24 protein-coding genes are annotated in these 26,312 nt (G+C 36.9%); all 24 read right to left on the reverse strand.

The features are described from left to right. Positions 1–51: 51 nt before the first annotated feature. Positions 52–318 carry a YlmC/YmxH family sporulation protein gene (locus G4D63_RS01060; RefSeq protein WP_163176821.1) on the reverse strand — a complete coding sequence of 89 codons (267 nt, stop codon included), beginning with the start codon at positions 316–318 and terminating at the stop codon, positions 52–54. 295 nt (positions 319–613) lie between these two features. Continuing rightward, entirely contained in the window at positions 614–1,393 is a 780-nt protein-coding gene (gene sigG / locus G4D63_RS01065; RefSeq protein ID WP_163176823.1) for an RNA polymerase sporulation sigma factor SigG, read from the reverse strand. Between the two features lie 156 nt (positions 1,394–1,549). Further along, complete coding sequence (gene sigE / locus G4D63_RS01070; RefSeq protein ID WP_163176825.1) at positions 1,550–2,269, reverse strand: RNA polymerase sporulation sigma factor SigE; 720 nt, start codon at positions 2,267–2,269, stop codon at positions 1,550–1,552. A 13-nt stretch (positions 2,270–2,282) separates the two neighbouring features. Continuing rightward, positions 2,283–3,200, reverse strand: coding sequence for a sigma-E processing peptidase SpoIIGA (gene spoIIGA / locus G4D63_RS01075; RefSeq protein WP_163176827.1), 918 nt, complete (start codon positions 3,198–3,200; stop codon positions 2,283–2,285). Between the two features lie 663 nt (positions 3,201–3,863). Beyond that, positions 3,864–4,991 carry a cell division protein FtsZ gene (gene ftsZ, locus G4D63_RS01080; RefSeq protein ID WP_163176830.1) on the reverse strand — a complete coding sequence of 376 codons (1,128 nt, stop codon included), beginning with the start codon at positions 4,989–4,991 and terminating at the stop codon, positions 3,864–3,866. A 115-nt stretch (positions 4,992–5,106) separates the two neighbouring features. Then, positions 5,107–6,381 carry a cell division protein FtsA gene (gene ftsA / locus G4D63_RS01085; protein WP_163176832.1) on the reverse strand — a complete coding sequence of 425 codons (1,275 nt, stop codon included), beginning with the start codon at positions 6,379–6,381 and terminating at the stop codon, positions 5,107–5,109. 142 nt (positions 6,382–6,523) lie between these two features. Beyond that, complete coding sequence (locus G4D63_RS01090) at positions 6,524–6,874, reverse strand: small basic family protein (protein ID WP_163176833.1); 351 nt, start codon at positions 6,872–6,874, stop codon at positions 6,524–6,526. 1 nt (position 6,875) lies between these two features. Then, positions 6,876–7,598 (reverse strand): DUF881 domain-containing protein, encoded by a 723-nt coding sequence (locus tag G4D63_RS01095; RefSeq protein WP_338023876.1) that lies wholly within the window; start codon positions 7,596–7,598, stop codon positions 6,876–6,878. Positions 7,599–7,624: 26 nt separating this feature from the next. Beyond that, positions 7,625–8,326 carry a DUF881 domain-containing protein gene (locus tag G4D63_RS01100; RefSeq protein ID WP_163176834.1) on the reverse strand — a complete coding sequence of 234 codons (702 nt, stop codon included), beginning with the start codon at positions 8,324–8,326 and terminating at the stop codon, positions 7,625–7,627. Next, positions 8,310–9,113, reverse strand: a complete 804-nt coding sequence (locus G4D63_RS01105) for a cell division protein FtsQ/DivIB (RefSeq protein WP_163176836.1) — start codon at positions 9,111–9,113, stop codon at positions 8,310–8,312. Before G4D63_RS01105 ends, G4D63_RS01100 begins: the two co-directional genes overlap by 17 nt. A gap of 292 nt (positions 9,114–9,405) precedes the next feature. Continuing rightward, on the reverse strand, positions 9,406–10,314 hold the full coding sequence (gene murB, locus G4D63_RS01110; protein ID WP_163176839.1) for a UDP-N-acetylmuramate dehydrogenase: 909 nt from the start codon (positions 10,312–10,314) through the stop codon (positions 9,406–9,408). A 98-nt stretch (positions 10,315–10,412) separates the two neighbouring features. Continuing rightward, on the reverse strand, positions 10,413–11,504 hold the full coding sequence (murG, locus tag G4D63_RS01115) for an undecaprenyldiphospho-muramoylpentapeptide beta-N-acetylglucosaminyltransferase (protein ID WP_163176840.1): 1,092 nt from the start codon (positions 11,502–11,504) through the stop codon (positions 10,413–10,415). A gap of 158 nt (positions 11,505–11,662) precedes the next feature. Further along, entirely contained in the window at positions 11,663–12,766 is a 1,104-nt protein-coding gene (gene spoVE / locus G4D63_RS01120; protein WP_163176842.1) for a stage V sporulation protein E, read from the reverse strand. A gap of 124 nt (positions 12,767–12,890) precedes the next feature. After that, the gene (gene murD, locus G4D63_RS01125) at positions 12,891–14,243 is read right to left on the reverse strand and encodes a UDP-N-acetylmuramoyl-L-alanine--D-glutamate ligase (RefSeq protein ID WP_163176844.1); all 1,353 of its coding nucleotides are present in this window, start codon (positions 14,241–14,243) and stop codon (positions 12,891–12,893) included. Further along, the gene (gene mraY, locus G4D63_RS01130) at positions 14,244–15,218 is read right to left on the reverse strand and encodes a phospho-N-acetylmuramoyl-pentapeptide-transferase (protein ID WP_163176846.1); all 975 of its coding nucleotides are present in this window, start codon (positions 15,216–15,218) and stop codon (positions 14,244–14,246) included. Continuing rightward, entirely contained in the window at positions 15,215–15,706 is a 492-nt protein-coding gene (locus G4D63_RS01135) for a hypothetical protein (RefSeq protein ID WP_163176848.1), read from the reverse strand. Before G4D63_RS01135 ends, mraY begins: the two co-directional genes overlap by 4 nt. After that, the gene (locus G4D63_RS01140) at positions 15,700–17,172 is read right to left on the reverse strand and encodes a UDP-N-acetylmuramoyl-L-alanyl-D-glutamate--2,6-diaminopimelate ligase (RefSeq protein ID WP_163176850.1); all 1,473 of its coding nucleotides are present in this window, start codon (positions 17,170–17,172) and stop codon (positions 15,700–15,702) included. Before G4D63_RS01140 ends, G4D63_RS01135 begins: the two co-directional genes overlap by 7 nt. 267 nt (positions 17,173–17,439) lie before the next feature. Continuing rightward, positions 17,440–19,386, reverse strand: a complete 1,947-nt coding sequence (locus G4D63_RS01145) for a stage V sporulation protein D (protein WP_163176852.1) — start codon at positions 19,384–19,386, stop codon at positions 17,440–17,442. A gap of 476 nt (positions 19,387–19,862) precedes the next feature. After that, positions 19,863–22,100: a penicillin-binding protein gene (locus G4D63_RS01150; protein ID WP_163176854.1), complete on the reverse strand. Its 2,238-nt coding sequence runs from the start codon at positions 22,098–22,100 to the stop codon at positions 19,863–19,865. 23 nt (positions 22,101–22,123) lie between these two features. Then, complete coding sequence (gene ftsL / locus G4D63_RS01155) at positions 22,124–22,486, reverse strand: cell division protein FtsL (RefSeq protein ID WP_163176856.1); 363 nt, start codon at positions 22,484–22,486, stop codon at positions 22,124–22,126. A 21-nt stretch (positions 22,487–22,507) separates the two neighbouring features. After that, complete coding sequence (gene rsmH / locus G4D63_RS01160; protein WP_163176858.1) at positions 22,508–23,443, reverse strand: 16S rRNA (cytosine(1402)-N(4))-methyltransferase RsmH; 936 nt, start codon at positions 23,441–23,443, stop codon at positions 22,508–22,510. Positions 23,444–23,553: 110 nt separating this feature from the next. Next, entirely contained in the window at positions 23,554–23,985 is a 432-nt protein-coding gene (gene mraZ / locus G4D63_RS01165) for a division/cell wall cluster transcriptional repressor MraZ (protein WP_163176860.1), read from the reverse strand. A gap of 211 nt (positions 23,986–24,196) precedes the next feature. Beyond that, on the reverse strand, positions 24,197–25,831 hold the full coding sequence (gene bshC / locus G4D63_RS01170) for a bacillithiol biosynthesis cysteine-adding enzyme BshC (protein WP_163176861.1): 1,635 nt from the start codon (positions 25,829–25,831) through the stop codon (positions 24,197–24,199). A gap of 88 nt (positions 25,832–25,919) precedes the next feature. Then, positions 25,920–26,303, reverse strand: a complete 384-nt coding sequence (locus tag G4D63_RS01175; protein ID WP_163176863.1) for a DUF3397 domain-containing protein — start codon at positions 26,301–26,303, stop codon at positions 25,920–25,922. Positions 26,304–26,312: the final 9 nt, after the last annotated feature.

Below are 26,312 nucleotides of genomic sequence, written 5' to 3' on the forward strand. Positions count from 1 at the left end.
CGACACTATTCTATCATAAATGACGAAAAAGAGGCTATTTCATTTTATTCTTTAATTCTGTGAATCATGGTACTCTTCCCCAGATTGATAAAAACGGACCAGTATTACATCTGCCCCAATTTTAACAATATTACGCCAAGGGATAATTACTTCCTCTCCTCTCCCCAAAAAACCTAACATTCTTGTTCCAGATGAAATGACAATTGAGTCAATTTTACCTGTAGTCGTATTAATCTCTAGGTCATCAATATTACCCAATTTTTTACCGTCCGCAACATTCACAACATCTTTTATTTGGAACTCAGATATCTTAACCATCCTTATCCATCCTCTCTTAGGAAAGCTATAATACATATAAGTAGGCTCTTTTATTGCCCAATCATCACATCGAGTCCTATATTATTTAAAAATTCTTTCGTACATTTTAATGAACTTATAATCATTTATATGTTATTAGCAAACATAATCATTCTATAAAAGAGAAAAAATATCAGATGTCTGTATTTTAACTACCATATTTAATGATGTTGTGAATAAAATGGTTGTAACCTAAGAGTTTAAATGAAAACCTTGTTTTGTTCTAAAAAGAAAAAGAACTGTCTAATGACAGTTCTTAGGATTGTATATTTTTATTCATTTGTCGGATAGCAGCCTTTTCTAGTCGTGATACCTGAGCTTGGGAAATACCAATCTCTTCCGCAACTTCCATTTGAGTTTTTCCTTGAAAGAATCGTTTTCTTAAGATAAGCTTTTCTCGGTCATTTAGTCGGCGCATGCCCTCTTTTAAAGCAATTTCTTCAATCCATTGAATATCCTTATTCTTATCATCACTTAATTGATCCATGACAAAGATTGGGTCTCCCCCATCGTTATAAATAGGCTCAAAAAGTGATACAGGATCTTGTATCGCATCAAGCGCAAAAACGATTTCTTCATGAGGTACATCTAATTCTTTGGCGATTTCTGCAGCAGTTGGCTCCCTTGATGTCTCACTCATTAATCGCTCTCGAACTTGCAATGCTTTATAGGCAATATCTCTTAAGGACCTGGATACACGTATAGGATTGTTGTCTCGTAAGTATCGTCTAATTTCTCCGATAATCATCGGTACAGCATATGTTGAGAATTTTACATTTTGGCCTAAGTCAAAATTGTCGATGGATTTCATTAACCCAATGCAACCAACTTGAAACAAGTCATCAACATATTCTCCTCTATTATTAAACCGCTGGATGACGCTTAGTACAAGACGTAAATTCCCATTTACAAGCTTTTCTCTTGCCCAGATTTCGCCACTTTGCATTTTCTTAAATAGTTCTCTCATCTCATCATTCTTAAGTACTGGAAGTTTAGAAGTGTCAACACCGCATATTTCTACTTTATTTCGAGTCAATTCTTTCCCTCCTAACGGGACTGCTGTACAAAGTAAAGTATCTCCTTTGAAGGGAAATTTATGCACTTTATACAAAACGGAATTGACTCAAAATATGCAAAATCAGCTCTGAACACTTGATGTGACTAACTCTTTGTCCATCTAAAAAAATTTCTTTTAGACCATTTTATTAAACTCTTTTCGAAGTCGTTTAATAATTCTTTTCTCTAGTCTGGAGATATAAGATTGGGAAATCCCTAACATATCGGCTACATCCTTTTGTGTTTTTTCTTCGCCACCTATTAGACCAAACCTTAGCTCCATAATCTGTTTTTCACGATCATTTAATTGATGAAGAGCCTTAATTAGTAGTTTCTTCTCTACATTAGCTTCAAGATCCTTCGTAATAATGTCTTCCTCTGTTCCAAGAACATCTGACAATAGAAGTTCATTTCCATCCCAATCAATATTAAGTGGTTCATCAAAGGAAACTTCGGAACGAATTTTATTATTTCTTCTTAAATACATAAGAATTTCATTTTCAATACAACGAGAAGCATATGTAGCTAGTTTAATCTTCTTTTCAGGGTTAAATGTATTTACAGCTTTAATCAGCCCAATTGTACCAATACTGATTAAATCCTCAATATTAATGCCTGTATTTTCAAACTTGCGGGCGATATATACAACTAATCTTAAATTCCGCTCAATCAGGATGGAGCGAGTTGCCTTGTCACCTTGAGGCAGCTTTTGTAATAGTACTTCTTCTTCCTCTTTCGTCAAAGGTGGAGGTAAGGCTTCACTTCCACCGATATAATAGATTTCATCTGTCTTCAACCCTAATTTAATAAGGATTTTATACCACCATATTGTTAATCTCATTTTCCAATGTCGCATGAAACTTCCTCCTTTATGCAGATTGTATGGTTGATTGCAGCAACATCTTGGGATGTATAATACAATCAAATTCGTCATCAGATGATAATGTGGAGTGACTAATTCCAATCAACACCTTTTTTACGTAAATAACTTCTTCTTTTTGAACGATTCGTACGAGATCTGGCTTTATGGCTACTAAGAACTCATTTTGTTGTCCTACACCCCGATACGGGACTATTCGTAACCTTGATTCCCAATGATGGCTACTGTCCATTGTAGAAAAGGATTCTAATCCTTCAGATTTTTCAATTATTTCATTCGGCAGAAAACCCTTTACTTTACTAACATCTACAATCATTACTGGAGACTTTGTAATGGGATCTGACAACTGATTTCCACTATCTATAAGTCCGGTTAATGAAATCGTTTTTTCCTCTATTGTAATGGAGACCTCAACCAATTGTTCAAACTGGATTTGTTTTACCTCCATATCTTCTATTCTAGTTTTTGAGAAATACCACAGAACTGGAAATCCTACTAGAACAAAGGTCCAGCTGATAGGACTACCAAAACCTGTCGACTTTGTTGCAACCATCCCTTCAAATATGACCAAATCTGTACTAAAAAAATAGTGTGCGCCTAGCATTCCTCCTCCCAGCAAAAACGTTGAAAAGTAAAACGTTAATAATGCTTGAAAAAAATAGCGAAATCTTTTAAACCCAAACATGGTTAACACCATTACAATCGAAAATAGTAGCTTGACTATAGGATGGCTCATGATTGCAAAGTATGGAGTTAAAATAAAGAGTACAATAGACGAGCCAATTAGAGCACTACATATTAAACGTATTTTGTTAAATTTACGTTTAAGAATAATAGCAGTTAACAGCAACAATGATGCGTCAATACAAAAGTTTAATAACCAGATCGCATCTAAATAAACTGTCAAGTGAGCACAACCTTTACAGTAATCTATGAAATAGAAACTTTCATTCTATTCCTTTGTAAAAACTAGTATATATACATTCTAGTTGAAAGTCTGTCAGTTTATGCCGATAAGAGCCCATAAATTTTAGGAGATTTGTTCATATTTTGTCAAAACACATTTTTGTGATGTATTTGAAGAAAAAAACAAGCTTTTCTGGTATAGAAAAGTGACGTTTTTATATTGTAAAATTTTAACCACTTAACGTAAAGGACTAGAAATGAGGACAGGCAGAAGTATACAAACTGGTCTTAGTAAATGAAACCTGGAAAGGAAAAATATCCTTTTACGTGATACTGGATTATTGACCAGGAAAAACTATCCTAAAAAGAACAAAAGGCGCAAGCGCCCCGGTTAGCCCCGACAAGCAAATGTTTCTACATCAATAAAAGGGTGCACTTTCCCTTTTATTGATGTAGGGTTATTTGACCTAGGAAAAAGTGTATTTTCTTTTTCCATCGAGGTAGGATGAAATTGCAAAGATCGTCGCAATTTCATCTTGGCTGGGTGCTGAAGCTGGATTCAAATGCACTAGACCAAGTTATCAACAATTGATAAATTTTATAATTCCATAATAAAACAAAAAGTCAGCCGCACCTAAAAGTGACGACTGACTTTATCTTATATTTATCTACGACGGTTGCGATTTCTTAAGAAGGTTGGGATATCTAGAGCATCTTCCCCGTTTTGTTGGTGTTGATTAGATACCTCTTCTCGTTTTACTTCTCGCTTAACCCCAGGGGCAGCTGTTTGCGGCTTAGTAGGTTGAGCAACTGTGCGAGAAGGTCTTGCCTCACTAACATTATCTTCAAATCCAGTTGCGATAACTGTAACGATAATTTCATCTTTTAGATTATCATTAATTACTGATCCAAAGATCATATTTACTTCTTGATCAGAAGCAGAAGCTACAATATCAGCGGCCTCTTGAACTTCATATAAACTTAAGTTTGAGCCACCCGTAATATTCATTAGTACACCTTGAGCTCCATCGATAGAAGTTTCAAGTAATGGACTAGAGATCGCACGCTTTGCTGCTTCAGCTGCACGGTTTTCGCCAGTTGAAACACCGATTCCCATTAAAGCAGATCCTTTGTTAGACATAATAGTTTTAACATCAGCAAAGTCAAGGTTAATTAGACCTGGTACTGCAATTAGGTCAGAGATCCCTTGTACACCTTGACGTAAAACATTGTCAGCTTCACGGAATGCTTCAAGCATTGGTGTATTCTTGTCCACAATTTCAAGTAACCTATCATTAGGGATTACAATTAAGGTATCAACTGCTTCTTTCATTGCATCAATACCACCAGTTGCTTGATTAGAACGTTTTCTACCTTCAAACGTAAATGGTCTTGTTACAACTCCTACAGTCAAAGCTCCTATTTCACGAGCAATTTGAGCGATAACTGGAGCAGCACCTGTACCAGTTCCTCCACCCATTCCTGCAGTAACGAATACCATATCAGCGCCTTTTAACACTTCTTCAAGTTGCTCTCTGCTTTCTTCAGCAGCTTTCTTTCCTACCTCTGGGTTTGCACCTGCACCCAAACCTCGTGTTAGTTTGCCACCAATTTGCATTTTCACTTCAGCCTTAGATAGATTCAATGCTTGTGCATCTGTATTAACTGCAATGAAATCTACACCTTGAACACCATGCTCAATCATTCGGTTTACGGCATTATTTCCACCGCCACCAACACCAATAACCTTTATCGTCGCTAATTGATCTAAATTTGTATCGAACTCCAACATTGTAGGTCCTCCTAATTTACCGAAATTCCTTTACCGTTCAACATGGCAATCAGAGCCCACAAGTGTGGGAGTATGCCAGTAACTATCAAGGGCTCACGTTTCCTTTTATAATGGTCTATTCAAAGAAATAACCAAAGAATTTTTTTACTTTACTTGGGATGTTTTCATCCTGATTTTTTTGCTTTTTAACCGATTGGTTTTTAGGAGCCTTCTTTTCGACAGCTTCAACGGAAACCGTTGATCCAATCTTTTTACCCTGAAGTTTTGCATTCTTATAGGCGAATTGTATTAATCCAACACCAGTAGTATATTGTGGCTCACGAACACCTATATAATCTGGTACCGCAATTCGCACATTACTTCGAAGAACTAATTGAGCTAGTTCTAAAACACCTGGCATAGTAACCACCCCGCCAGTTAGAACAAATCCACCTGGTAACTCTCTAACGCCAACTTTTCTTAGCTCTTGTTGAACGAGCTCTAATATTTCTTCAAGTCTTGCTTCAATAATATCAGATATTTCTAGCTGGCTATATTGCTGATGTTGATCACTACCAATTGTAGGAACACTAAACACTTCTTCTTCAGAAGCATGATCGTAGAAACCATGTCCATGCTTAATTTTTATTTTTTCAGCATCCTCTGTAGATGTACGTAAACCTATAGATAAGTCTTTTGTAATATGTTCACCACCGACAGGAATTACTGATGTTGAGCGTAAAATCCCCTGTTCAAATACTGATACGTTAGTGGAGCCTCCACCTATATCAATAAGAGCAACACCAAGATTTTTTTCATCCTTTGATAAAGCAATCGAACCTGTTGCTAGAGGTTGTAAACATATATCAGTAATTTCTAGGCCGGCACGTTCTACACAGCGTAATAAATTATGTAATACAGTTTTTGAACCTGTAATAATAGTACCTTCCATCTCAAGACGGACACCAATCATCCCACGTGGATCATTGATTTCATCCAAACCATCCACAATAAATTGTCTTGGAATTACATCTATAATTTCTCTTTCTGGTGGAATAGAAATCACTTGTGCAGCATCGATTACACGAAGAATATCATCGTTTGTAATTTCACGATTATCACTTGAAACAGCTACTACACCATGACAAGATTGCAGCTGAATATGATTACCTGCTACTCCTACCACTACTCGATTAATGGAAACACCAACCATCCGCTCTGCTTGCTCAATTGCCTTTTTAATAGAATGAACGGTTTCATCTATATCAACAATTGTTCCTTTACGTAAACCTTCGGATTTTACATTCCCCACACCTATTATGTTCAAATTATCATTTAACATTTCTCCAATGATAACCTTCACATTGGATGTACCGATGTCAAGACTCACAAAGATTTCATTGTTGTTCATTCTTTGGCACCTCCTTCATGATCTTACACTCTTATATTTTTAATAGTAGAGAACAACAATTTTTTTAATCAATCAAAATTTATCACATAAAGAGAATATTCAACATATTCTAGCTTTTCCCTTTTTGAAAATTTAATTTTTCTTACTTTTCTCTAGAAACTGACCATTTTGATATGATAATTCGACGAATAACGGCTATATTTTGGAATAACCTCACTCCAAAGGCAAATACAGCAGCCAAATACAAGTCTACACCAAGATGAACACCAAGAAAAGCTAAACTTGCAGCTAAAATAATATTAAAAAAGAAACCTGATACAAATACTTTTTCATCATATAGATTTTGGAGATGTGCTCTGATACCCCCAAACAGCGTATCTAATGAAGCAAGCACGGCTATTGACAAATAATTGGAATATTCGTCGGGTACCCGAATCTCTGAAGATAACCCAAGGACAATACCGATAATTAAGCCTAAAACTGGTAGCCACATATCAAGATCCCCCCTTCTCGGTTTCAACAGGCTGAGTATGTTTAAGACGTATTGGCTGATCGTAGGCAGGGATTGTTAGGTGATTAATAGGTGATGAAAACACTAGCATCAGGCCCTCTATTTCAAATTCAAACTCTATAGATTCAGAAGCTATCATTCTGTTGTAAAGTCTTTGTGGGTCATCTGCTAGCACCTTGACTTCAATAGGAACTCGAGGTAAACGAAAATTATTGATGGTCGTAAAACCATTTACATCACGTATGGCAGTTGTATTAATATAACGTTGTTCAGCAATTGAGATATGCTTTGCTCCATTAATATTTAGCTCATTGATTAATCTTCGTAATACCTCAGCTGATACTTGTGGAGTGGATTGCCCGATGACTGGTTCAGTAAAGATACTTTCAATCGTAATGGTTATTCCTTGTCCACTTATATCAGTTAGACCTGCTTCTTCTCTTAGTTCTTGAAGGGTATTTTTTAAAGCTAGCTCTTTACTTTGTTCAATTTCTGATTCATATTTTTCTATAGTTTCTTCATATTTTCTTATCTCTTGTATAAGCTTTGATTGTTCTTCTAATTCTTTATCAATCGCTTCTCTTAATTCCCAAGCATCTCTTGTATCTCGTACGACTGGTTCGTTGGTTGTTTGAAATTGGATGGCGAGCATTAAGCCAACTAGTAACGCGATTAGGGAAAAAACATATATACTTCTATTTCGCACGAGTATCACCTTTCATTTTACTTCATCTAATCTTGGCCAAGCTGGGGCTCTAAGATAATTTGTTGCTGTTTAGCAATTTTCACGTTGATATTGTCATTGACCAGCTGATCTTTTACACCACCAGTGATGTTGAGAGCTGCATCTAGAACATCTGAATCACCAACTGCTGTTATAACAAATGGTGCTGGGTGCTGGGTACCATCAACACTAACAACGGGACCTATACAAGATATATAGGAGTCATGAAATATACGTTGGCCATTGATAGCGATCGCATTAGCACCAGAAATTAACAATTCGTTAATAACATTGTGGAGATGCCCTTCATGGACAATATAATTGTTTACATTTGCCTCTGAAGGTACATAAGATGCATCTTCCAACGTTACTTCGACTCCAGGTCCTTGTATCTTTATTTCACCGACGTACATTCTGAGTTTCTCTACGTCTTCAACAAGATTGAATAATACCTGCTCTTGATCAGCTAAGTTCTCTTCAATCTCACGAATTTTTTCTTGCCTTTCAAAGAGCTCTTGTTGTAGATTTCTGTTTAATTCCTCTTGCTTTACTAGGGTGTTTCGATATTCATATTCTCTTTCCCATTGCCGGTTCGTAATACGATTGGCTTCATTGTTTTCAGTTTTAGTAAATTGATAGGAAAAAGAAATCATAAAACCTAAAACTATACAAACAAATGAGAGTATTAAATGATTACCCTTCACTTTCATCTTCGTTCACTTCTTCCTCTTTTTCCTGCGTTTGTTCCATCGTTTCATAAGACTCGAAGTAGTATGCAACCTCCATATGAATAATCCCTTTTAAATTTGGATCTAGTTGATTAACGATTGCTGGATATGCACTCATCTTTTTAGCAAAATCAGTAATCGATGCCCGAACCTCAAAGCCATCATTCATATACAATGTAATTTGGTATGGATCTGATTCCTGCGGAGTATGATGCACCTCAGAAATTGAATTAGTTATAGCTGGTTTTAGCTTCGCTAGTTCTCCAGCCATTTCTTGCAATGTGCTACCTGTCTCCCAGTTCATTAATATGGGGGCATCTGACTGCAACATTGTTTCTTCATTAATCTCAAGAATGGTTCCATTCTCTAATATTGGAACAATACCACCACTGTTCATTGCGTATGCTACTCTTTTCATCTCAGTTACAGATATGATTACACTGTTTGGAAACTTTCGTTCAATGTTAACTTCTTTGATCTCTTGATTTTTTTTAATCTTCTTAATAACTGAATCAGCTTTTACACTCCAAAAGCTTGTCCGATTTGAAAGGCCAGATAGACTAATAATTTCTTCTGAGGGAACGTGTATATTCCCTGTTACCTCGATATTAACAATGTGACTAAGCGGAGACTGAAGATAGAGGATGCTGATAATAAGAAGAAAAAAGATAGACACTGAGAAAATGAGTCTGCGGTTGGCTTTCTGTCTTCTTTGCTGCTTTAACTTTGGTATACGATCTTCAAGTGTAAGTACTTTCCCCTTCTCCATACAATAATCCACCCACAAATTTTATTTTTCGCTTCTCAATCGAACCGCATTTTCTGTGAGTTAAGTTTTATAGAATAACTTTAACCCTTTTTTAGCTATTTTTAACTTTCGGCTCCTAATAGCTATATGTATAACCCCTCAACTACAAATTACTGAAAGGTATCTTGTTCAAAAGAGCCTAATTTATAACTATTTAGAAAGGAATAAAACGGCACGATTACCATGCCGTTTCTATTACTTAATATAGAACTCATCGTGTTTAAATTATATCATAATAGGACTAGATAGTGGATTATTTTCGACCAATTATTTCAATTTCTGTATGCATATCTACATTAAATTTTTCTTTGATCTCACTCTTTATATGTTGAATTAAGTTTAATACATCAGCAGCCGTCGCATTTTCTTTGTTTACGATGAAATTAGCATGCATTTCTGAAACCTGAGCACCACCTATTTGGTAGCCTTTTAATCCTGCTTTTTCAATCAACTGACCTGCATACTCTGGTAACGGATTTCTAAAAATGCTACCTGCACAAGGGAAATTCCATGGCTGTGTTTCTCTACGATAGTCTTTGTTTTTCTGTAATTGCGATTTAATTTCCTCTGTTTGGCCTTCTTTAAGTTGCAGTACCGCCTTCACACAAATACCGGGACGCTCCTTTTGAAGAACCGATGTACGATATGAAAACTTTAAATCTTCATTTGTAAGCCATTCAAATGTACCATCCTCAAAGAGAACATAGGCCTTTTCAACAATTTTTGACATATCTGACATATGTGCACCAGCATTCATATAAACTGCTCCACCTAATGAGCCTGGTATTCCCCCAGCAAACTCTAAGCCCGCTAAACCTTTTCGGGAAAGAACAGTAGCTAGCTTTATTAAAGGATATCCCCCTTCAACAACTACTTCTGTACCATTAACTTCTAGGGAGTCCATTCCGTCCCCTAACTTTATTACGACTCCCTCGATTCCCTGATCAGAAACTAAAAGGTTGGAGCCTCTACCGATTGCTCTCCAATTAACTCCCTGCTCTCTTACTAGTTTCATTGTTCGTTCTAATCCCTCAACAGAAGATGGTTCTACAAATAAATCAGCTGGACCACCTATCTTCATCGTTGTGTGATTCGCCAAGGCTTCACCTAACACTACTTTACCTACATTCGCTTCCTGAAGTAGTTTCGCTAATTTTTCCATGTTGACCTCCTAACAGAAAACCCAACCTATTTGTCTTCTTTATAGTATGCAAGCAATTAGGCAAGAGTCATCGTTATTTTTCTTAAACCTCTACGGATTTATTTTGTATGTTTTTTAATTAGTTGATATAGCTTATCTGCTGCATCAGGAATCCCTAGCTCAATGGCATTTCCCTTCATTTCTTTCCATTTTGCTTCATTTCCAACTATACCATGAATCTCATGAAGGAGTGTTTCACCTGATAATTCAGATTCTCTAAGTAATACCGCGGCACCATTTTTTTCTAAAGAAGCAGCATTCTTTTCTTGATGATTATTTGTCACATAGGGACTTGGTATTAATATACTCGGGACACCCAAAGCAGTGATTTCTGCCAAAGTTGTAGCTCCTGCTCTTGCGACAATTAGATCAACATTTTGAAGGTAATCCGGCATATTATGTAAAAAAGGTTTTACAATAATATTCGTTGGGTTACCCTCTCTTTCAATCTCTTCTTTTACTTTATCATAGTGTATTTCTCCAGTAATATATAAAACTTCATATTTTTGTTGTTTAAATTGTGGAAGTGCGGCAATGCAAGTATCATTAATCGGTCTTGCCCCTCTACTTCCTCCTACAATAAGGACGGTTTTTTTATTTGGATTCAAACCAAGCATTTCTTTATCAACACCTTGATTCTGAATCACTTCAGAAGCTCTAGGGTTACCTGTTAATTTTACCTTATTTGAAGGGAAAAAGGGTAGAGCTTCCTTAAAGCAAATTGCAATCTGATCAACGTATCTACTTAAAAACTTATTTGTTAAACCAGGGACACTATTTTGCTCATGTATGACAGTTGGAACCTTTAGTTTGGCTGCTGCATATACTACAGGTCCACAAACATACCCACCAGTTCCGATCACAATATCTGGTCTAAAACTTTTAATAACTTTTTTACTTTCATGGACACCTTTTAAAAAGCGGTAGATGGTTTTTATATTTTCAATCGAAACTTTCCTTTTAAAGCCTGTGATATGAATAGCTTTAAAGGGAATGTCTTCTTCTTGACTTATGATTTTATTTTCTAATCCCAATTCTGTACCCATATATAAAAAAGAAGCGCTCGGCTCCTGTTTTTTTATCTCTTTAATTAATGCGAGTGCAGGATAGATATGTCCTCCTGTACCTCCACCACTTATAAGAACCTTCATGTTTCTCCCTCCACTTTCGATCTGTCATTAACTAGTTTTCGTTATTTTAGGAAATGAGAAGGTAGTCTGTTTAAAAAGGGATTCCAAAAAATTTTATACTTTCCTATTACCCAAAAAAATAGCTAAAACCCTGCTAACTAACACAGGGTTTGTATCTACTAATATCTCGCATATCGACTAATATTTAATAAAACTCCAACTGCCATGAGCATCAAGGTTAAGGACGAGCCTCCATAACTTAGGAAAGGAAGTGTAATCCCTGTAACGGGCATGAGACCGATGACAACCCCAATATTTATAATCACCTGTATAGCAATCATTGAAATGATACCAATCGCTAGGAAGCTTCCGAATAAATCTGGAGCACCAAGTGCAATTCTAACACCACGCCATAGTAGTAAGGCAAATAATAAAATAACAAGAGAGCCTCCAATAAAGCCCAGTTCCTCTGCTAAGATGGCAAAGATAAAATCAGTTTGAGGCTCAGGTAGATAAAAGAATTTCTGTCGACTTTTACCTAGTCCTAACCCTAGCAATCCTCCAGGTCCAATGGCGTAGAGGGATTGAATGATTTGGAACCCACTACCTAATGGATCCTGCCATGGATCTAAAAACGAAGTAATACGTTTAATTCGATATGGAGCTGATAGAATAAGGCCTACAAATCCAGCTACCCCAATAAGGCCAAGACCAACGAAATGGCTGATTCTACCACCAGCAACAAAAATCATGACCATACATGTTCCAACCATAACTGTACCAGTTCCTAAATCAGGCTGAAGCATGATCATACCAAATGCAAAGAATACTAAGGCTAGCGATGGTAGTAGTCCTTGCCTTAATGAAGTGATCTTCTTTTGGTTTTCAGATAAATATTTAGCTAGGAACGCAATCATGGCCAACTTCATAAATTCAGACGGTTGAATAGAGAATGCCCCAACCCCGATCCAGCTTCTTGCCCCACCACGGACTAACCCTACTCCTGGTATCAAAACTAAAACTAATAAAATAAAACAAATAATAAGGACAACTTTAGACCATGTTCGCCATGTCCAATAATCAATATTCATAATAAAAAACATGGCGATGACTCCTAGTCCTGCAAAAAGCAATTGCCTCTTTGCAAAGAAAAAGGAATCTCCATCAAATTTATAGGTTGCCCACGCAGCACTTGCACTGTAAACCATTATCATTCCTATGGCTAAGAGTAATAGTGTAAGCACTACGAGTAAAAAATCTGGTGTTGATTTCTTTGTCGGCAAGTGGATCACCTCAGGTCCTTAAATTAAGGACAATTACCGCTCAGACATACATAAACAAAATTTATAAAAAGTATGTATGATGCTAAACAGAGGCCCTTCAATTTATCCATAAAAGGCCAAGCCCTTACTTCAGTCTATGCACTGCCTCCACAAAAATGTCACCTCTTACTTCAAATGTTTTATATTGATCCCAGCTTGCACAAGCAGGTGACAATAAAACTACATCATTTGGTTGTGATAATTTGTAAGCGACAGGCACTGCATGTTCCACATTATCGACATGTTCTATCGATTTAATCCCTACTTCTTTTGCAATTCTTATTAATTTTTCAGCTGTCTCACCAAAAGTAACGAGTGCTTTTACATGTTTAAGGTACGGTTTTAAGTCATCGAATTCATTTCCACGATCAAGTCCACCCGCTAAAAGGATGGTAGGTTGGGTAAACGATGATAATGCCTTACTAGTAGCTAAAATATTGGTTGCTTTTGAATCATTATAGAATAATCTGTCCTGAATAGATGTAACAAATTGTAAACGATGCTTTACTCCAGTAAATGTTTTTAACACATGACTGATTGCATCATTTTCGATTCCAATTAGCTTAGCTACTGAGACTGCGGCTAAGATATTTTCCAAGTTGTGTTGACCTGGGAGAGCAATCTCCTCTACTTTCATTACTTTCTCCTCGCAATAACTGATAAAACCATCAATAACTGATGCACCACTTGGGATAGCCTGCTTTGAAGAGAATAAGATCTTCCTTGCTTTACATGTTGTTGCAAGTGTTTGAACCTCTAAATCATCTGCATTTAGGACTAAGTAATCATCTTCAGTCTGGTTCATAAAAATATTTGATTTAGCTTTACCATATTCCTTTTTTGTACCGTGATAATCTAAATGAGCTTCAAACAAATTTAAAAACACGGAAATTTTAGGACGAAAAGTTTGAACACCAAGCAATTGAAAGGATGAAAGCTCGGTAACAACATAATCACTCGGTGAAGCTGTTTGAACGACTTCACACGCAACTGTACCGATATTCCCTGCAATAATAGGGTTCTTTCTACCTGTTAGCAACATTTCATAAATAAGTGTGGTCGTTGTTGTCTTACCATTAGACCCAGTGATCCCAATAAAAGGTGCTTCGGAGATCTGATACGCTAATTCGATCTCAGTTAGAACCGGAATATTTAGTTCAACCGCTTTTTGGATGAGAGGGTTTGAATAAGGTATTCCTGGGTTTTTTATGATCGCAGCAAGAGATGAATGTACTAGCTCTGGCGGATGTTCACCACAAATAACCCTAATCCCTATCGATTGTAAGGATTGGGCTGATTCATTTTCCTCTAAAGGTTTTATGTCGTTCACCACTACGTTAGCTCCTAACTGTTGTAGGAGCTTCGCTGCGGCATAGCCACTTTTGGCTAAGCCCAGCACTAATACTTGTTTATCTTTATAAGATTGTATATTTTTCAATTACATCCACACCTCAATATAAATTCCAATAGCAGCGAAAAGTAAACCCACAGTCCAAAAAGTGACAACCACTCTCCACTCCGACCACCCAACTAATTCATAATGGTGATGAAGAGGGCTCATCTTAAAGACCCTTTTCCCTGTTGTTTTAAACGAAATTACCTGAATGATCACCGACAGAGTTTCTAAAACAAATACTCCCCCAATAATAACGAGGAGAATTTCAAGCTTTGTTAGAATAGCAATAGCTGCAATTGCCCCACCTAATGCTAAGGAGCCTGTGTCTCCCATGAAGACTTTGGCTGGGTGGGCATTAAATACTAGGAACCCTAGGACAGCTCCGACTACTGCAACCGAAAAGATTGCAACATTAAATTGCCCCTGACCCCAGGCAAGAACTGCAAAGGCTCCAAAAGAAATAGCAGCCGTTCCAGCAAGTAATCCATCTAGCCCATCTGTTAAGTTAACAGCATTAGAACCACCCACTAGCATAAATACAATAAATACAAGGTAAAACCAACCTAGATCAAATGAAAGATCTGTTCCCGGAATTCCCACAACAGTAGAAAAATCATACTGAATAAAAATAATAAAGAAGATTATGGCAATCAGAATTTGGCCTACTAACTTCTGTTTAGAAGTTAAACCCAAGTTTCTCTTCATAGCTACCTTAATATAGTCATCTAAAAAGCCAAGAATTCCATAACCAATTGTCACAAACAAAAGTAAAAGTACTTCAATAGATGGAGTCGAGAATTGATAGGTCACAATCAAGGTTGTTACAATTGTTGCTAGTAGAATCATCAAGCCACCCATAGTAGGTGTTCCTGACTTCTTCTGATGTGATTGTGGTCCCTCCTCCCTAATACTTTGGCCAAATTTTAATCTTCTTAAAAAGGGAATAAAAATGGGAGATAGAAGAACAGATATTAGAAAAGCCATGATAATGGTGATTAATATTACTTGTTCTATCATTGTTCCTCTCCTCCTTGCTTTTGAAAAATCATTTCAGAGTTAACAGATTCAATTCTGTTTGTTAGGTTTATAATGGTGTCTTTTAGTGAATCAACATATGATATATTATCATCTATATGTGTATTAGTCATAGAAAATGAAAATTTGGTATCCACAGTGTTAGTTCCTTTCAAAGCAAGTGAGTGAAGGTAGTTCTTAATGACTACTTCAATTGACTCCAGAGGGTCTTCTACAATAAATACAGGAAAGTGTGTTGGAAGAAACTTTGGGAGACTATGTTCTTTTCTCCACAACGTAGCAATAGCACCGTTGTTTAGCGCATTTTTTAAACTCTCCTTATTTTCCTCGGCATGTAATGCTAATGGAAGATAGAGACCTTTGGAAACAGATAAATCAGGGTCACAATAGACGATATTAATTCCAACATCATCCAACTGTAGCCCTCTTTGAAGTGGGCAGTCCTTCTTCACATCAGCCAAAGTTAACATTCTTTTAATCTCCCCTTTATTAACCTACTCGCAACTTCTCTATCATCAAAATCAAAGACTTCTTTACCAATTTGTTGGTAGGTTTCATGACCCTTACCAGCAATCAGAATGACATCACCTTTATTTGCTGCATTTATAGCAACACCAATTGCTTCTTCACGACTTACAATGGTTTGATAGCTTCCCTCTTTAACCCCTGCTTCCATATCCTTTAATATTTGAATGGGATCTTCAGATCTAGGATTGTCAGATGTGAAAATGGCTACATCCGAATACGTTGTCGCAATATTAGCCATAAGCGGTCGTTTTGTTTTGTCCCGATCTCCTCCACAGCCTACAATCGTATATACCGTTCCTTGAGCAAATTCTTTTACTGTTTTTATCGCATTCTCTAAGCTATCAGGTGTATGTGCATAATCTACTACTACTGCAAATTCCTGACCTGCCTGTACAAGTTCAAACCTGCCCTGAACTCCCTCAAGCTTTTCCAATGTTGATAGAATCGTCTCAATAGCTATTTCTGCAGCCGTACACGCTGCTATAGCCGCTAAGACATTGTAAACATTAAAGAGACCAACAAGCTTAACCTGAACAGGATACACTTCGTTTCCAAGCAATAGGGTAAAGTAAGTACCGGAATTATTCATTTTTATATCCTTAGCCATCACATTACTTTGTTCTCTTATTCCATATGTAATAACATGAGCAGCTGTGCTTCGCTTGTATTCATCTGAAGCCAAGTCATCTGAGTTTAAAATAGCATACTTTTTCTTATCTGAATGAAATGTATTACCTAGCTGAGCAAACAACAGGCCCTTCACTCGACGATATTCTGTCATCGTTTCATGGTAATCTAGGTGGTCTTGTGTCAAGTTTGTAAAAACAGCTATGTCAAAATCACAGCCATGAACTCTCCCTAAGTCTAGAGCATGTGAAGAAACCTCCATAATGGCCGTATCTACCTTAGCTTGCTTCATTTGTGAAAAGGTTTTTTGTAGCGTTAGCGATTCTGGAGTCGTGTTCTTCGCTTCAAAAACTTGATCACCTATTTTTGTATGTATGGTTCCAATTAATCCTGTTTTCTTATCTGCTGCTTGGATTATTTGCTCAATCATATGAGTGGTTGAGGTTTTACCATTTGTTCCAGTAACTCCGATTAACTGAAGGCCTTGAGTTGGGTGTTCATAGAAGAAATCAGCTAAAATAGCCATGGTTCGCTTTGTATCAGAAACAAGTACAACAGGGACATTAACCTGTAAAGGTTTTTCAGCAATAACCGCTACTGCACCTTTATCGATCGCCTGTTGAACATAATCATGACCATCAACGGTGTATCCTTTAATGCAAATAAATAAGCTCCCAGGTTTTACTTCTCTTGAATCCATTTCAATTGAAGTAATAACGGGATTTTCTTTTGAATCATAGGTGTAAAAGTGTAACTGGTTAATTAATGATTGTAAATTCATGCAAAAATCCCTCTCTTTTTAGCTTACTAGGAAAGTGTAAACTATTTTCTTCAAATAAAGCTTGTTTTGTTTTAGTTACTCTTTTGTTGCCTCAACTTCTATATTGTTGTTTATAGATTCGTGTTCGTTTCATTGCGCCCCAAGTACTTATTTTCCGCTCCATTCCACAAATTCACAATAGAAAGAATCGCTCTTTAAGAAAAGAATCTAAAAAAAGACATCCTTTACTATTTTACATGAAGTTATATAGAAAAAGAAACCATGGATTTACTCCACGGTTTCTTCTTTCTTTTTGTTGGAGTTCCCTAGTAATGCTCGTATAGTAGAACCTTCCTCTACCTTTTCACCACTTGGTGGAGATTGCTGTATGATGACATCTCCTTCACCTTCTAAATCGAGCTTGAAATTGTAGTACTGCTGAGCAATTTCACTCTTTGTTAGTCCGATGATGTTTGGTACTTCTACCATAACTGGGTCTAGATATGGTCTAGCTTCCTTCTCTATTTGACCTTTTCTTGGTTCAACCTCAAGTGCTCTTAGACTATCTCCTATAATACTTCCAACAATCGGAGCAGCAACAATACCTCCAAACTGTAGTGTCCCCTTTGGATTATCAACTGCTACATAAATCACGATTTGAGGGTCATCTGCAGGAGCAAAGCCGATAAAAGAGACTATATGGTTATTTTCCATATATTTACCGTCCTTAACCTTCTGCGCTGTTCCTGTTTTTCCACCTACACGGTACCCTTCAACAAAAGCATTTTTCCCTGTTCCTAGAGCAACAACACTCTCAAGAGCATGCCTTACCTGCTTAGAAGTTTCTTCAGATATGACTCGCCTTTTCAATTGTGGAGTATTTCTACTAACGACTTTCCCGGTTGTAGGATCAATAAATTCCTTTGCGATATAAGGTGTATATAAGTTTCCACCATTAACAGCTGCTGCAACAGCGGCCACCTGTTGAATAGGAGTAACGGATACTCCTTGACCGAAAGCCGTAGTTGCTTGTTCAACAGGACCTACACGGTCTATATTAAACAAAATCCCTTTACCTTCTCCTTGTAGGTCAATACCGGTTTTTTGCCCAAATCCAAAATCCTTAATATAGTTAAACAATCTTTCTTTTCCTAGACGTTCACCAAGCTCAACAAAGCCTGGGTTACAAGAGTTTTGGACGACTTCCAAGAATGATTGATGGCCATGTCCCCCTCTTTTCCAACAATGAAGAGTGGCTCCGCCTACCTTTACAGATCCTGAATCGTTAAACTCTTCTTTCTGTAAGTCAACTTCCTTCTCCTCTAAAGCAGCTGCTAGAGTAATAATCTTAAAGGTTGATCCAGGTTCATATGTACTCCAAACAGGTAAATTTCTATTGTATATCTCTTGAGGAACTTCACGGAAATTAGCAGGATCAAAGTTTGGTCGACTATCCATCCCTAAAATTTCACCAGTTTTAGGATCCATCGCAATGGCGATTAATCCATCTGGATTATATTTAGCTTCTGCGATATCAAGCTCGCGGTTGATAATTGTTTGAACTTTAGAATCTATTGTTAGTTTAAGATTTAAACCATCTTCAGGTGGGTCATAATCAGCTGAAAGATTTTGCATCGGTTGTCCTTTTGCCGTAATATACGGTTGGAGGCTTCCTTTCTCCCCTTTCAACTCCTCATCATAATATAGTTCTAGTCCCATTAGGCCCTGATTATCAATTCCTGCAAATCCTAGGACATGTGATAAATAACTACCATTTGGATAATGCCGCTTTGAATCCTCGGCAATATACACACCTTTAAGCTCAAGCGATTGTATCTCACGTGCCTTTTCATGAGATATTTTTCTTGCTTCATTAATTTTTACAATGGAAGAATTTTTCGTCATATATTCATACATCTTTTTTTCCGAGACGCCTAGTGTTGTCGCAAGCTGTCCAGCAGCTTCTGAAGGGTTTTCTAATTGTCTTGGCATCACATAAACGGTTGGAGCACTTATATTAGTAGCGAGTGGCACACCATTTCGATCTAGAATCTCACCTCGTTCAGGTTCAAAAGGAATGTTACGACTCCAGGAATTCTTCGCACGCTCAGTTAGCCAATCACCAATCCAAAATTGTACAAATCCCAACCTAATATCAATCACCGAAAATAGAAGAACACCTACTGTTAAAACAATAATCAGTCTTCTTCTGACCGTCACATTCGATACACGCATCCTTAAAGTTCCTCCCCTGTTAGAAAGACATAGTAAGTTCCAAGTTCCTTAACACTGGAATTACCTGTCTTTTTTATGCAATAAGAAAGTATTTTTTGATTAACTTATAAAAGCACAAATAGCTTGGCCTTAGGATAGAAATAGTGATAAATAGTAAAAAAGAGTCATACTTTCACTTTGACCCTTTATTATGACTTTACTAGAAGTAAGTGAGGTAATAGCTTGTATATAAGCATGGCTCGTTTCATCTTATGCTTGTACCGTTTGGATTAGAACGCTAGATATGAGTTATAAGTACTCAGTTTCTTATGAGGAGGTCTATGATAAGAAGAGTCATTTGGGGAGTCTTGTTTGGTTCCAAAAATTAAGCAAGCAAGCTGGATGTAATTATAGTTCATGACTAATAAAAAAAGTAATTAACCTTTCTAATAGAAAAAAACTCCCTATAAAAAATAGGAAGTTTCCTTGCACTTAACTTAATCCTGTGGTTCATCAGTTTCTTCTTCACTCTGAGTACTAGACGGTTTTTGTTGTGCATTAGGTGGAGTTAGCTCTATGATGAGCTGATCTCCTTCTTTTATCTCGGCATTCACTGGGATATTTTGATTTATCACATATCCTGAGCCCAACAAATTTACCTTTAGGTTAAAGAGACTACTTAACTTCATGACATCTCGCAATGACCAACCGGTTAAATCAGGCATTGTATAGGCACCATCTGTTTTTAATAGTATTTTTTCACCAGGTATCACTTCACTTGTAGCATAAGGAGCTTGGGAAAGAATGTTTGCTCCGTCACCAATGACTACAGCTTGGAGCTGCTTGTTTGTTAAATCATCCACAACACTTTTTACATCCTTATGTTGATAAGAAGGAAGTTCTAACCCCACCTTTTGGTCATCAGATTTCGATTTCTCAGCCTTTTCATCCAATGTCGGTTGGATCTTTAAGTATTGCAAACTATTTTTAACAACACTATTGAAAATTGCTGATACAGGTTGTGAGCCTGATTCGTGAATTGTCAGCTTTGGCTTGGACACTGCAATATATACCAGTAGCTTTGGGTCTTCTTTTGGTGCCATTCCTAAAAAGGAAAAGACGTTATTTCCGTGACCAGTAAGGTATTTACTCTTGGTGTTTTCAGCATTTGGATCTGGAATCTGTGCTGTACCTGTTTTACCAGCAATTTGATAGCCCTCTATTCGATAAGGCTTACCGGTCCCATTTTCAGACGATACTACCGTCTCAAGTATATCTAACACTTGGTTAGCTGTTTGCTCTGAAATCGGAGTGCCTACTTCTATTGGTTCACGATCCTCAATGACTTTATTAGTTGTTGATTCTACTATCTTATCAATTATATAAGGTTGCATCATTTTACCACCATTCGCAATTGCCGTGGCAGCTTGAATCTGTTGAATTGGTGTCACAGTAGTTCCTTGTCCAAACGATGTGGTTACCTTTTCAATAGGATAATTGTATAGAATTTGACCTGAGACTTCCCCAGGTAGATCTATGCCGGTTGGCTCGCTAAAACCAAAGCTAGTTAAATAGTTTAGTAGTCGATCGTCACCATTCATCTTATTCATCACAAGGTTAGCCATTGCCACATTCGAGGAACGTTGAAAACCTTCTAAATAGGATATAGTTCCCCAGCCACCTCTAAAATGATCTCTAATAGTACTAGGTCCAACCGTGAAGGATCCTGATTTATACTTTTCATTCGGGTCAAATACTCCTTCTTCTATTGCAGCGGCAAGCGTAAACATTTTCATCGTTGAGCCTGGCTCGAATCGTGAAGCTATCGCATCATTCAGCATATAGGCATTAGCTGGAATATCGTTGGGATCATAACTAGGTCTAGAGCTCATAGCCAATACTGCGCCCGTTTTTGGATCTGCAACGATACCAATTATATTTTCTGGCTCATATTCCTTCATCACTCGATTCATTGAATCATCTAAGAAGGTTTGAATTTTTTGATCAATGGTTAAATATACATTATACCCATTTTTAGGTGGAACTACATCGTCTTTAGTAGGGAGAGTTATACCGTTTCGATCCCTTTTATAGACTCTCATTCCATCCTCTTCTTTGAGATAATCTTCTAGAGTACGCTCGAGTCCTTGTTTACCAACCACTACATCTTGATCGTTCTTCTTGGCAAAACCGATAACATGTGTAGCAAAATTCCCATTTGGATAATAGCGTTTCTTTTCTTTTTCGAATATGATACCCGGTAGTTCTAGCGCTTGAATTTTCTGCATGAGTTGATAGCTAATCCCTCGTCCTCCTGGACCTAGCTCAACCTGATAGCTATCTCGCTCGACACCTCTTTCTAAAAGACTTAGCAGACTTTCCTCGGTCATATTGATTAACGGAGCCAGCTGCTCGGCTGTTTCCTTGACGTCTGTTACATGTCGAATTACCTTAGAGTCTTTTGAATGCCTCTCATCCAATATCGCAACAACAGTATAAGCTGGCGTATCCTGTGCAATGGCAATACCATTTCGATCAAGAATACTTCCTCTATCTGCTTCAAGAATCGTAGATTGAGTGTACTTCTCCTCTGCCATGACAGGAAGCTCATGTCCATCAACTGTTCCTGTTATTTGGATATACAGAAAACGCAAAGCTATAAGAAAAAAGAGCGAGCCAAAAATTACTGAAAAGATAGCTGCTCCTTTATTTATGTTGTTACTTTTAGTTTTCATTTATACCACACTCACAAATTCATTTAGTCTTGGACTATCTTCACATTGTTCTCATTTAACATTAACCCAAGCTCATGAGCCTTCGCCCAGATTCGTTCGTATGTACTTAGTTCCATCACCTGAAGTTCGAGGTCGGCATTAACTTTTGCTTGTGTATCAATTGATGATTGAAGTGAACTAATTTCACCATTCACAGAATATATTTTAGCACTATTTGACACCATCACGATACTTCCAATTAAAACCAATACAGTGAACATAAGGAAAAGGACTTTCTCTCCGAAGGTAACTTTTAGTTTTTTCTTAGTTACTGCGGTAGAATGTTGCTGTTGCTGCTGTTCTTCTATTTTTCGTCGTTGTTGAATTTGATAGGCTAAGTTGCTCATTTTTCTGCCTCCCCTTTGTTTTTACTTCACTCTTTCGGCAATTCTCAGCTTAGCCGAACGTGCACGTTTGTTTTCTTCAATCTCTTCTTCAGTCGGTATAATAGGCTTTCTATTTACTAATTTTATATTTGGTTGATATTCCTCTGGAATCATGGGTAAACCATGAGGTAATTGAGGGCCACTAGCTTCTTCTTTAAAAATCGTTTTACAAATCCGATCTTCTAAAGAATGGAACGTAATCACGCTAATTCTGCCACCTTTTTTTATAATGGAAATTGCATCCTTTAAAGTATCCTCGAAAGCTTGCAATTCATCATTTACCGCAATTCTGATAGCTTGAAAGACTCGCTTTGCCGGATGGCCGCCTGTCCTCCTTGCGGGAGCTGGGATAGCGTCTTTAATGATTTCCACTAATTCTAAGGTTGTCTCAATCTGTTTTTTCTCACGATAAGCTTCAATTTTTCTCGCAATTTGTTTTGAAAATTTCTCTTCACCGTAATGAAAAAAGATTCTAACTAACTTTTCATAAGGCCAGTGGTTTACTATATCGTATGCTGAGAGATCAGAATCTTGGTCCATCCTCATATCTAAAGGCGCATCGTTATGATAACTGAAGCCTCGCTCTGGTAGATCCAATTGAGGTGAAGATACACCTAAATCGAATACGATTCCATCTACCTTATGTATATCTAATTCTGCTAATCGATCCTTCAGATAACGAAAATTACTTTTAATCAATACCACTTGATCCTGATAGCTTTTTAACTTTTCCTTTGCGTGCTCAATGGCCAAGCTATCTTGATCAAATGCGAAAAGTGTGCCACCTTTCGTTAGCTTAGAAACAATGGCTAAACTATGCCCCGCTCCACCTAGTGTACAATCAACATATAGGCCATCTGGCTTAATATTTAAGCCATCAACTGCCTCATCTAATAAAACCGTTTTATGTTCGAACATTAGAAGCACCCCAAATTCTGTAGTAGATTCTTTGTAGACGTTGTTCAACATTCCAGGAAAATTCTTCGTTGGCTTAATTCTCCCTCCATTTTGAACACGCACTTATATAACTAGATATCAAATCCAATTAAATTTTCCGCAATATCTGCAAAAGACTCTTCAGAATCAGAGAAGACTTCTTCCCAACCAGATTTACTCCAAATTTCAACGCGATTTGAAACTCCGATCACAACACATTCTTTTTCGAGTCCGGCATATTGCAAGAGTGGAGCGGATATATTTATTCTCCCCTGCTTGTCTACTTCACATTCAATTGCCCCTGAAAAGAAAAATCGAGTAAACGAACGGGCATCCTTTTTTGTTAAAGGAAGTGATTTCAGCTTTTCTTCAAGTGTTTTCCATTCGTCTAATGGGTAACCAAATAAACACTTGTCTAGCCCTCTAGTTAGGATAAATGTAGTACCAAGACCATCTCTAAATTTGGACGGAACAATAATACGACCTTTCGTATCTATGTTGTGATGATATTCGCCCATAAACATGCCCTTGCACCCACTTTCTACCCCTAACTAACCACTTTCCACCACAATTCACCACTAATATGTACTATTTTCTCCTATAATTGCATTTACTGCAATAGGGTAAAGGGGATTTATGTAAATTTTTTATCGACTTTTTTGTAAGTAAACCCCCATTTCTTGATCTTCCTAGACAAAAAAAGACCCTTCTCATCAAAAGAAGGGTCTTTTTGTATTATAGATGTAATACTTTATGGGTATATTCTGAAGAAGTTGTCTCTTCAACCATTTGCTTAATTAAATCAAATCCAAATAAGTTTATAAAATAGAACACATTCAGCATTCTTTCCTGTGGATGGTTTTCTGGTCTGATTAGATCCTGGATTCGATCATAACGATGAATCATTATTTCATTTTTCCGCTGTGCTTGTTTATAGAATTCCTGTTCTATAAAATCGAGCTGATTATGAATTATCAATTCGTTTTTAGAAACCATTTGGACTAAGCTGTCATGTATTTCACTTGCAGATTCACTTAAAGCTTTATAGTGGTCTTCTAAAACGACTTTTAGTTTGCTAATCTCACTACGAATTTTAGTATTATGTAGACTATTTAGAAATTGTTGCTTTTCCTTGACAACCCCCTGTGTAAGAACGCTTTGAACCTCTAGTTTTAACTCCTGTATTTCTCGAGACACAGAACCAGTCATTAACGTTGCCATTAGCCTTGGAAAAACAGGTGGCATTTTGCGACCTAAACTTTCAAACACTTCCTTGAGTTCTGCCCAATAAGCAATCTCACCAGGACCTGCAACGAACATTAGTGTCGGAAACATAAGCTCTTGCATAAGTGGACGAGTCACCACATTATTGCTAAAACAATCAGCTTTAGTTTTTACAACTGATAGGATTTCTTCTTTTGTAAATCTACATTCGTTATGCTTACCCTGAAAATAGATCTTTCCGTCAATCTCCTTACGTTCTAACAATATTCTCTCACCGTTCAAATGAAAAAAAATATGAGCGGAACCTTCTTCGCTTTCTATCATTAAATTAAAATCACTTGCAATTAATCGTGCTTGTTGTCTTCTTAATGACAAATCAATAGTATCATTTTTCTCGATCATTTGTTGAAAAAAGGGTACCTCTATTGACCTAAGCTGTTTGTTACCTGAATCAACCAAAACTAGTCCCGTATCTCTAAACATTAAGAAAAGTAATTGTGCAAAGAAATCTATGTAAGTATTTGATGAATCAAGACAATCGTTAATTTCTCTTAAAATATCTTTTGTATATGAAGTTTCACCATAAAAGTGGAATAATTCGTTAATCCACTCCATACAGGCCACACGGTCAAGCTGAACATCACTTACTGAATGCTTATTCGGCCACTTTTGGTTTAAAGCATGCTTCTTCATTTTCCCATTTACTTCAGCATATGTATGATTAATTTCTGGAAAGTCATGATCTTCTCCTGCAATCCAAAATACAGGAACAACAGGGATCTTGTGCTGCTCTTCTAATCGTTTTGCCTGTTGAATGATGGTAATAATTTTATGAATCGTGTACAAGGGGCCAGTTAGCAAACCTGCCTGTTGTCCTCCCACGACTACTACACTGCTTGGATCCTCTAACTTATTAATATTATGAATCGTTTTTTCATCTGCATTATATTTTTGGTTAAATACTAGTAAATGTTCTACCAGTTCTTTTCTAGGAAAACGATACTGCTTCAGTTCATTCAGTCTATCTATATAAGATTGCTCTTGATAAGGAGAGTAATGAAAAAAGGAAGAGCTATGTAAACTGTTACCTAGGTAGTCTTTTACTAACAAATTCGTTACTGGTAGTACATGTTCATGAATCTCCATGACAGTCCTTCCTTTCTAGAGTCTCTAGAATTTTCTTTCTAGAGTATAGCATCTGGTTCTATAAAAAGGAAAAAAGTTGCTTATGTATTTATAATTCCCAAACTCTTTCTACGATCCCATATACAATGAATACAAGATAAATGACCAAAAAGACTAGGAAATTACAACGCCAAACCCCTTTGATTACCTTGTTAATCTTAACTTCCTCATTTATTTTCCAATTTATAAAAACAAAAATAATAGCAAGTACTAAAGTGAAAATTAAAATATGTGCAAATAAAGAAATACCAAAAACGACTTGTCCTAAAAAATATACAGATATAATAAGTAATAAGGTTGTGATATCAATCGAGTAGTGAAAAGCTCGCCTTTTTTGATCCACCACTAGCCGTAAAATACTAAACACTAGTACAAAGCCCAGTAACGGAACAGTGATAATTGTTGCAAAAATCCAAGCCAAAAGGGAAGTCATATTATCCCC

It is taken from the genome of Bacillus mesophilus (assembly GCF_011008845.1).
GTDB classification, from domain to species: domain Bacteria; phylum Bacillota; class Bacilli; order Bacillales; family SA4; genus Bacillus_BS; species Bacillus_BS mesophilus.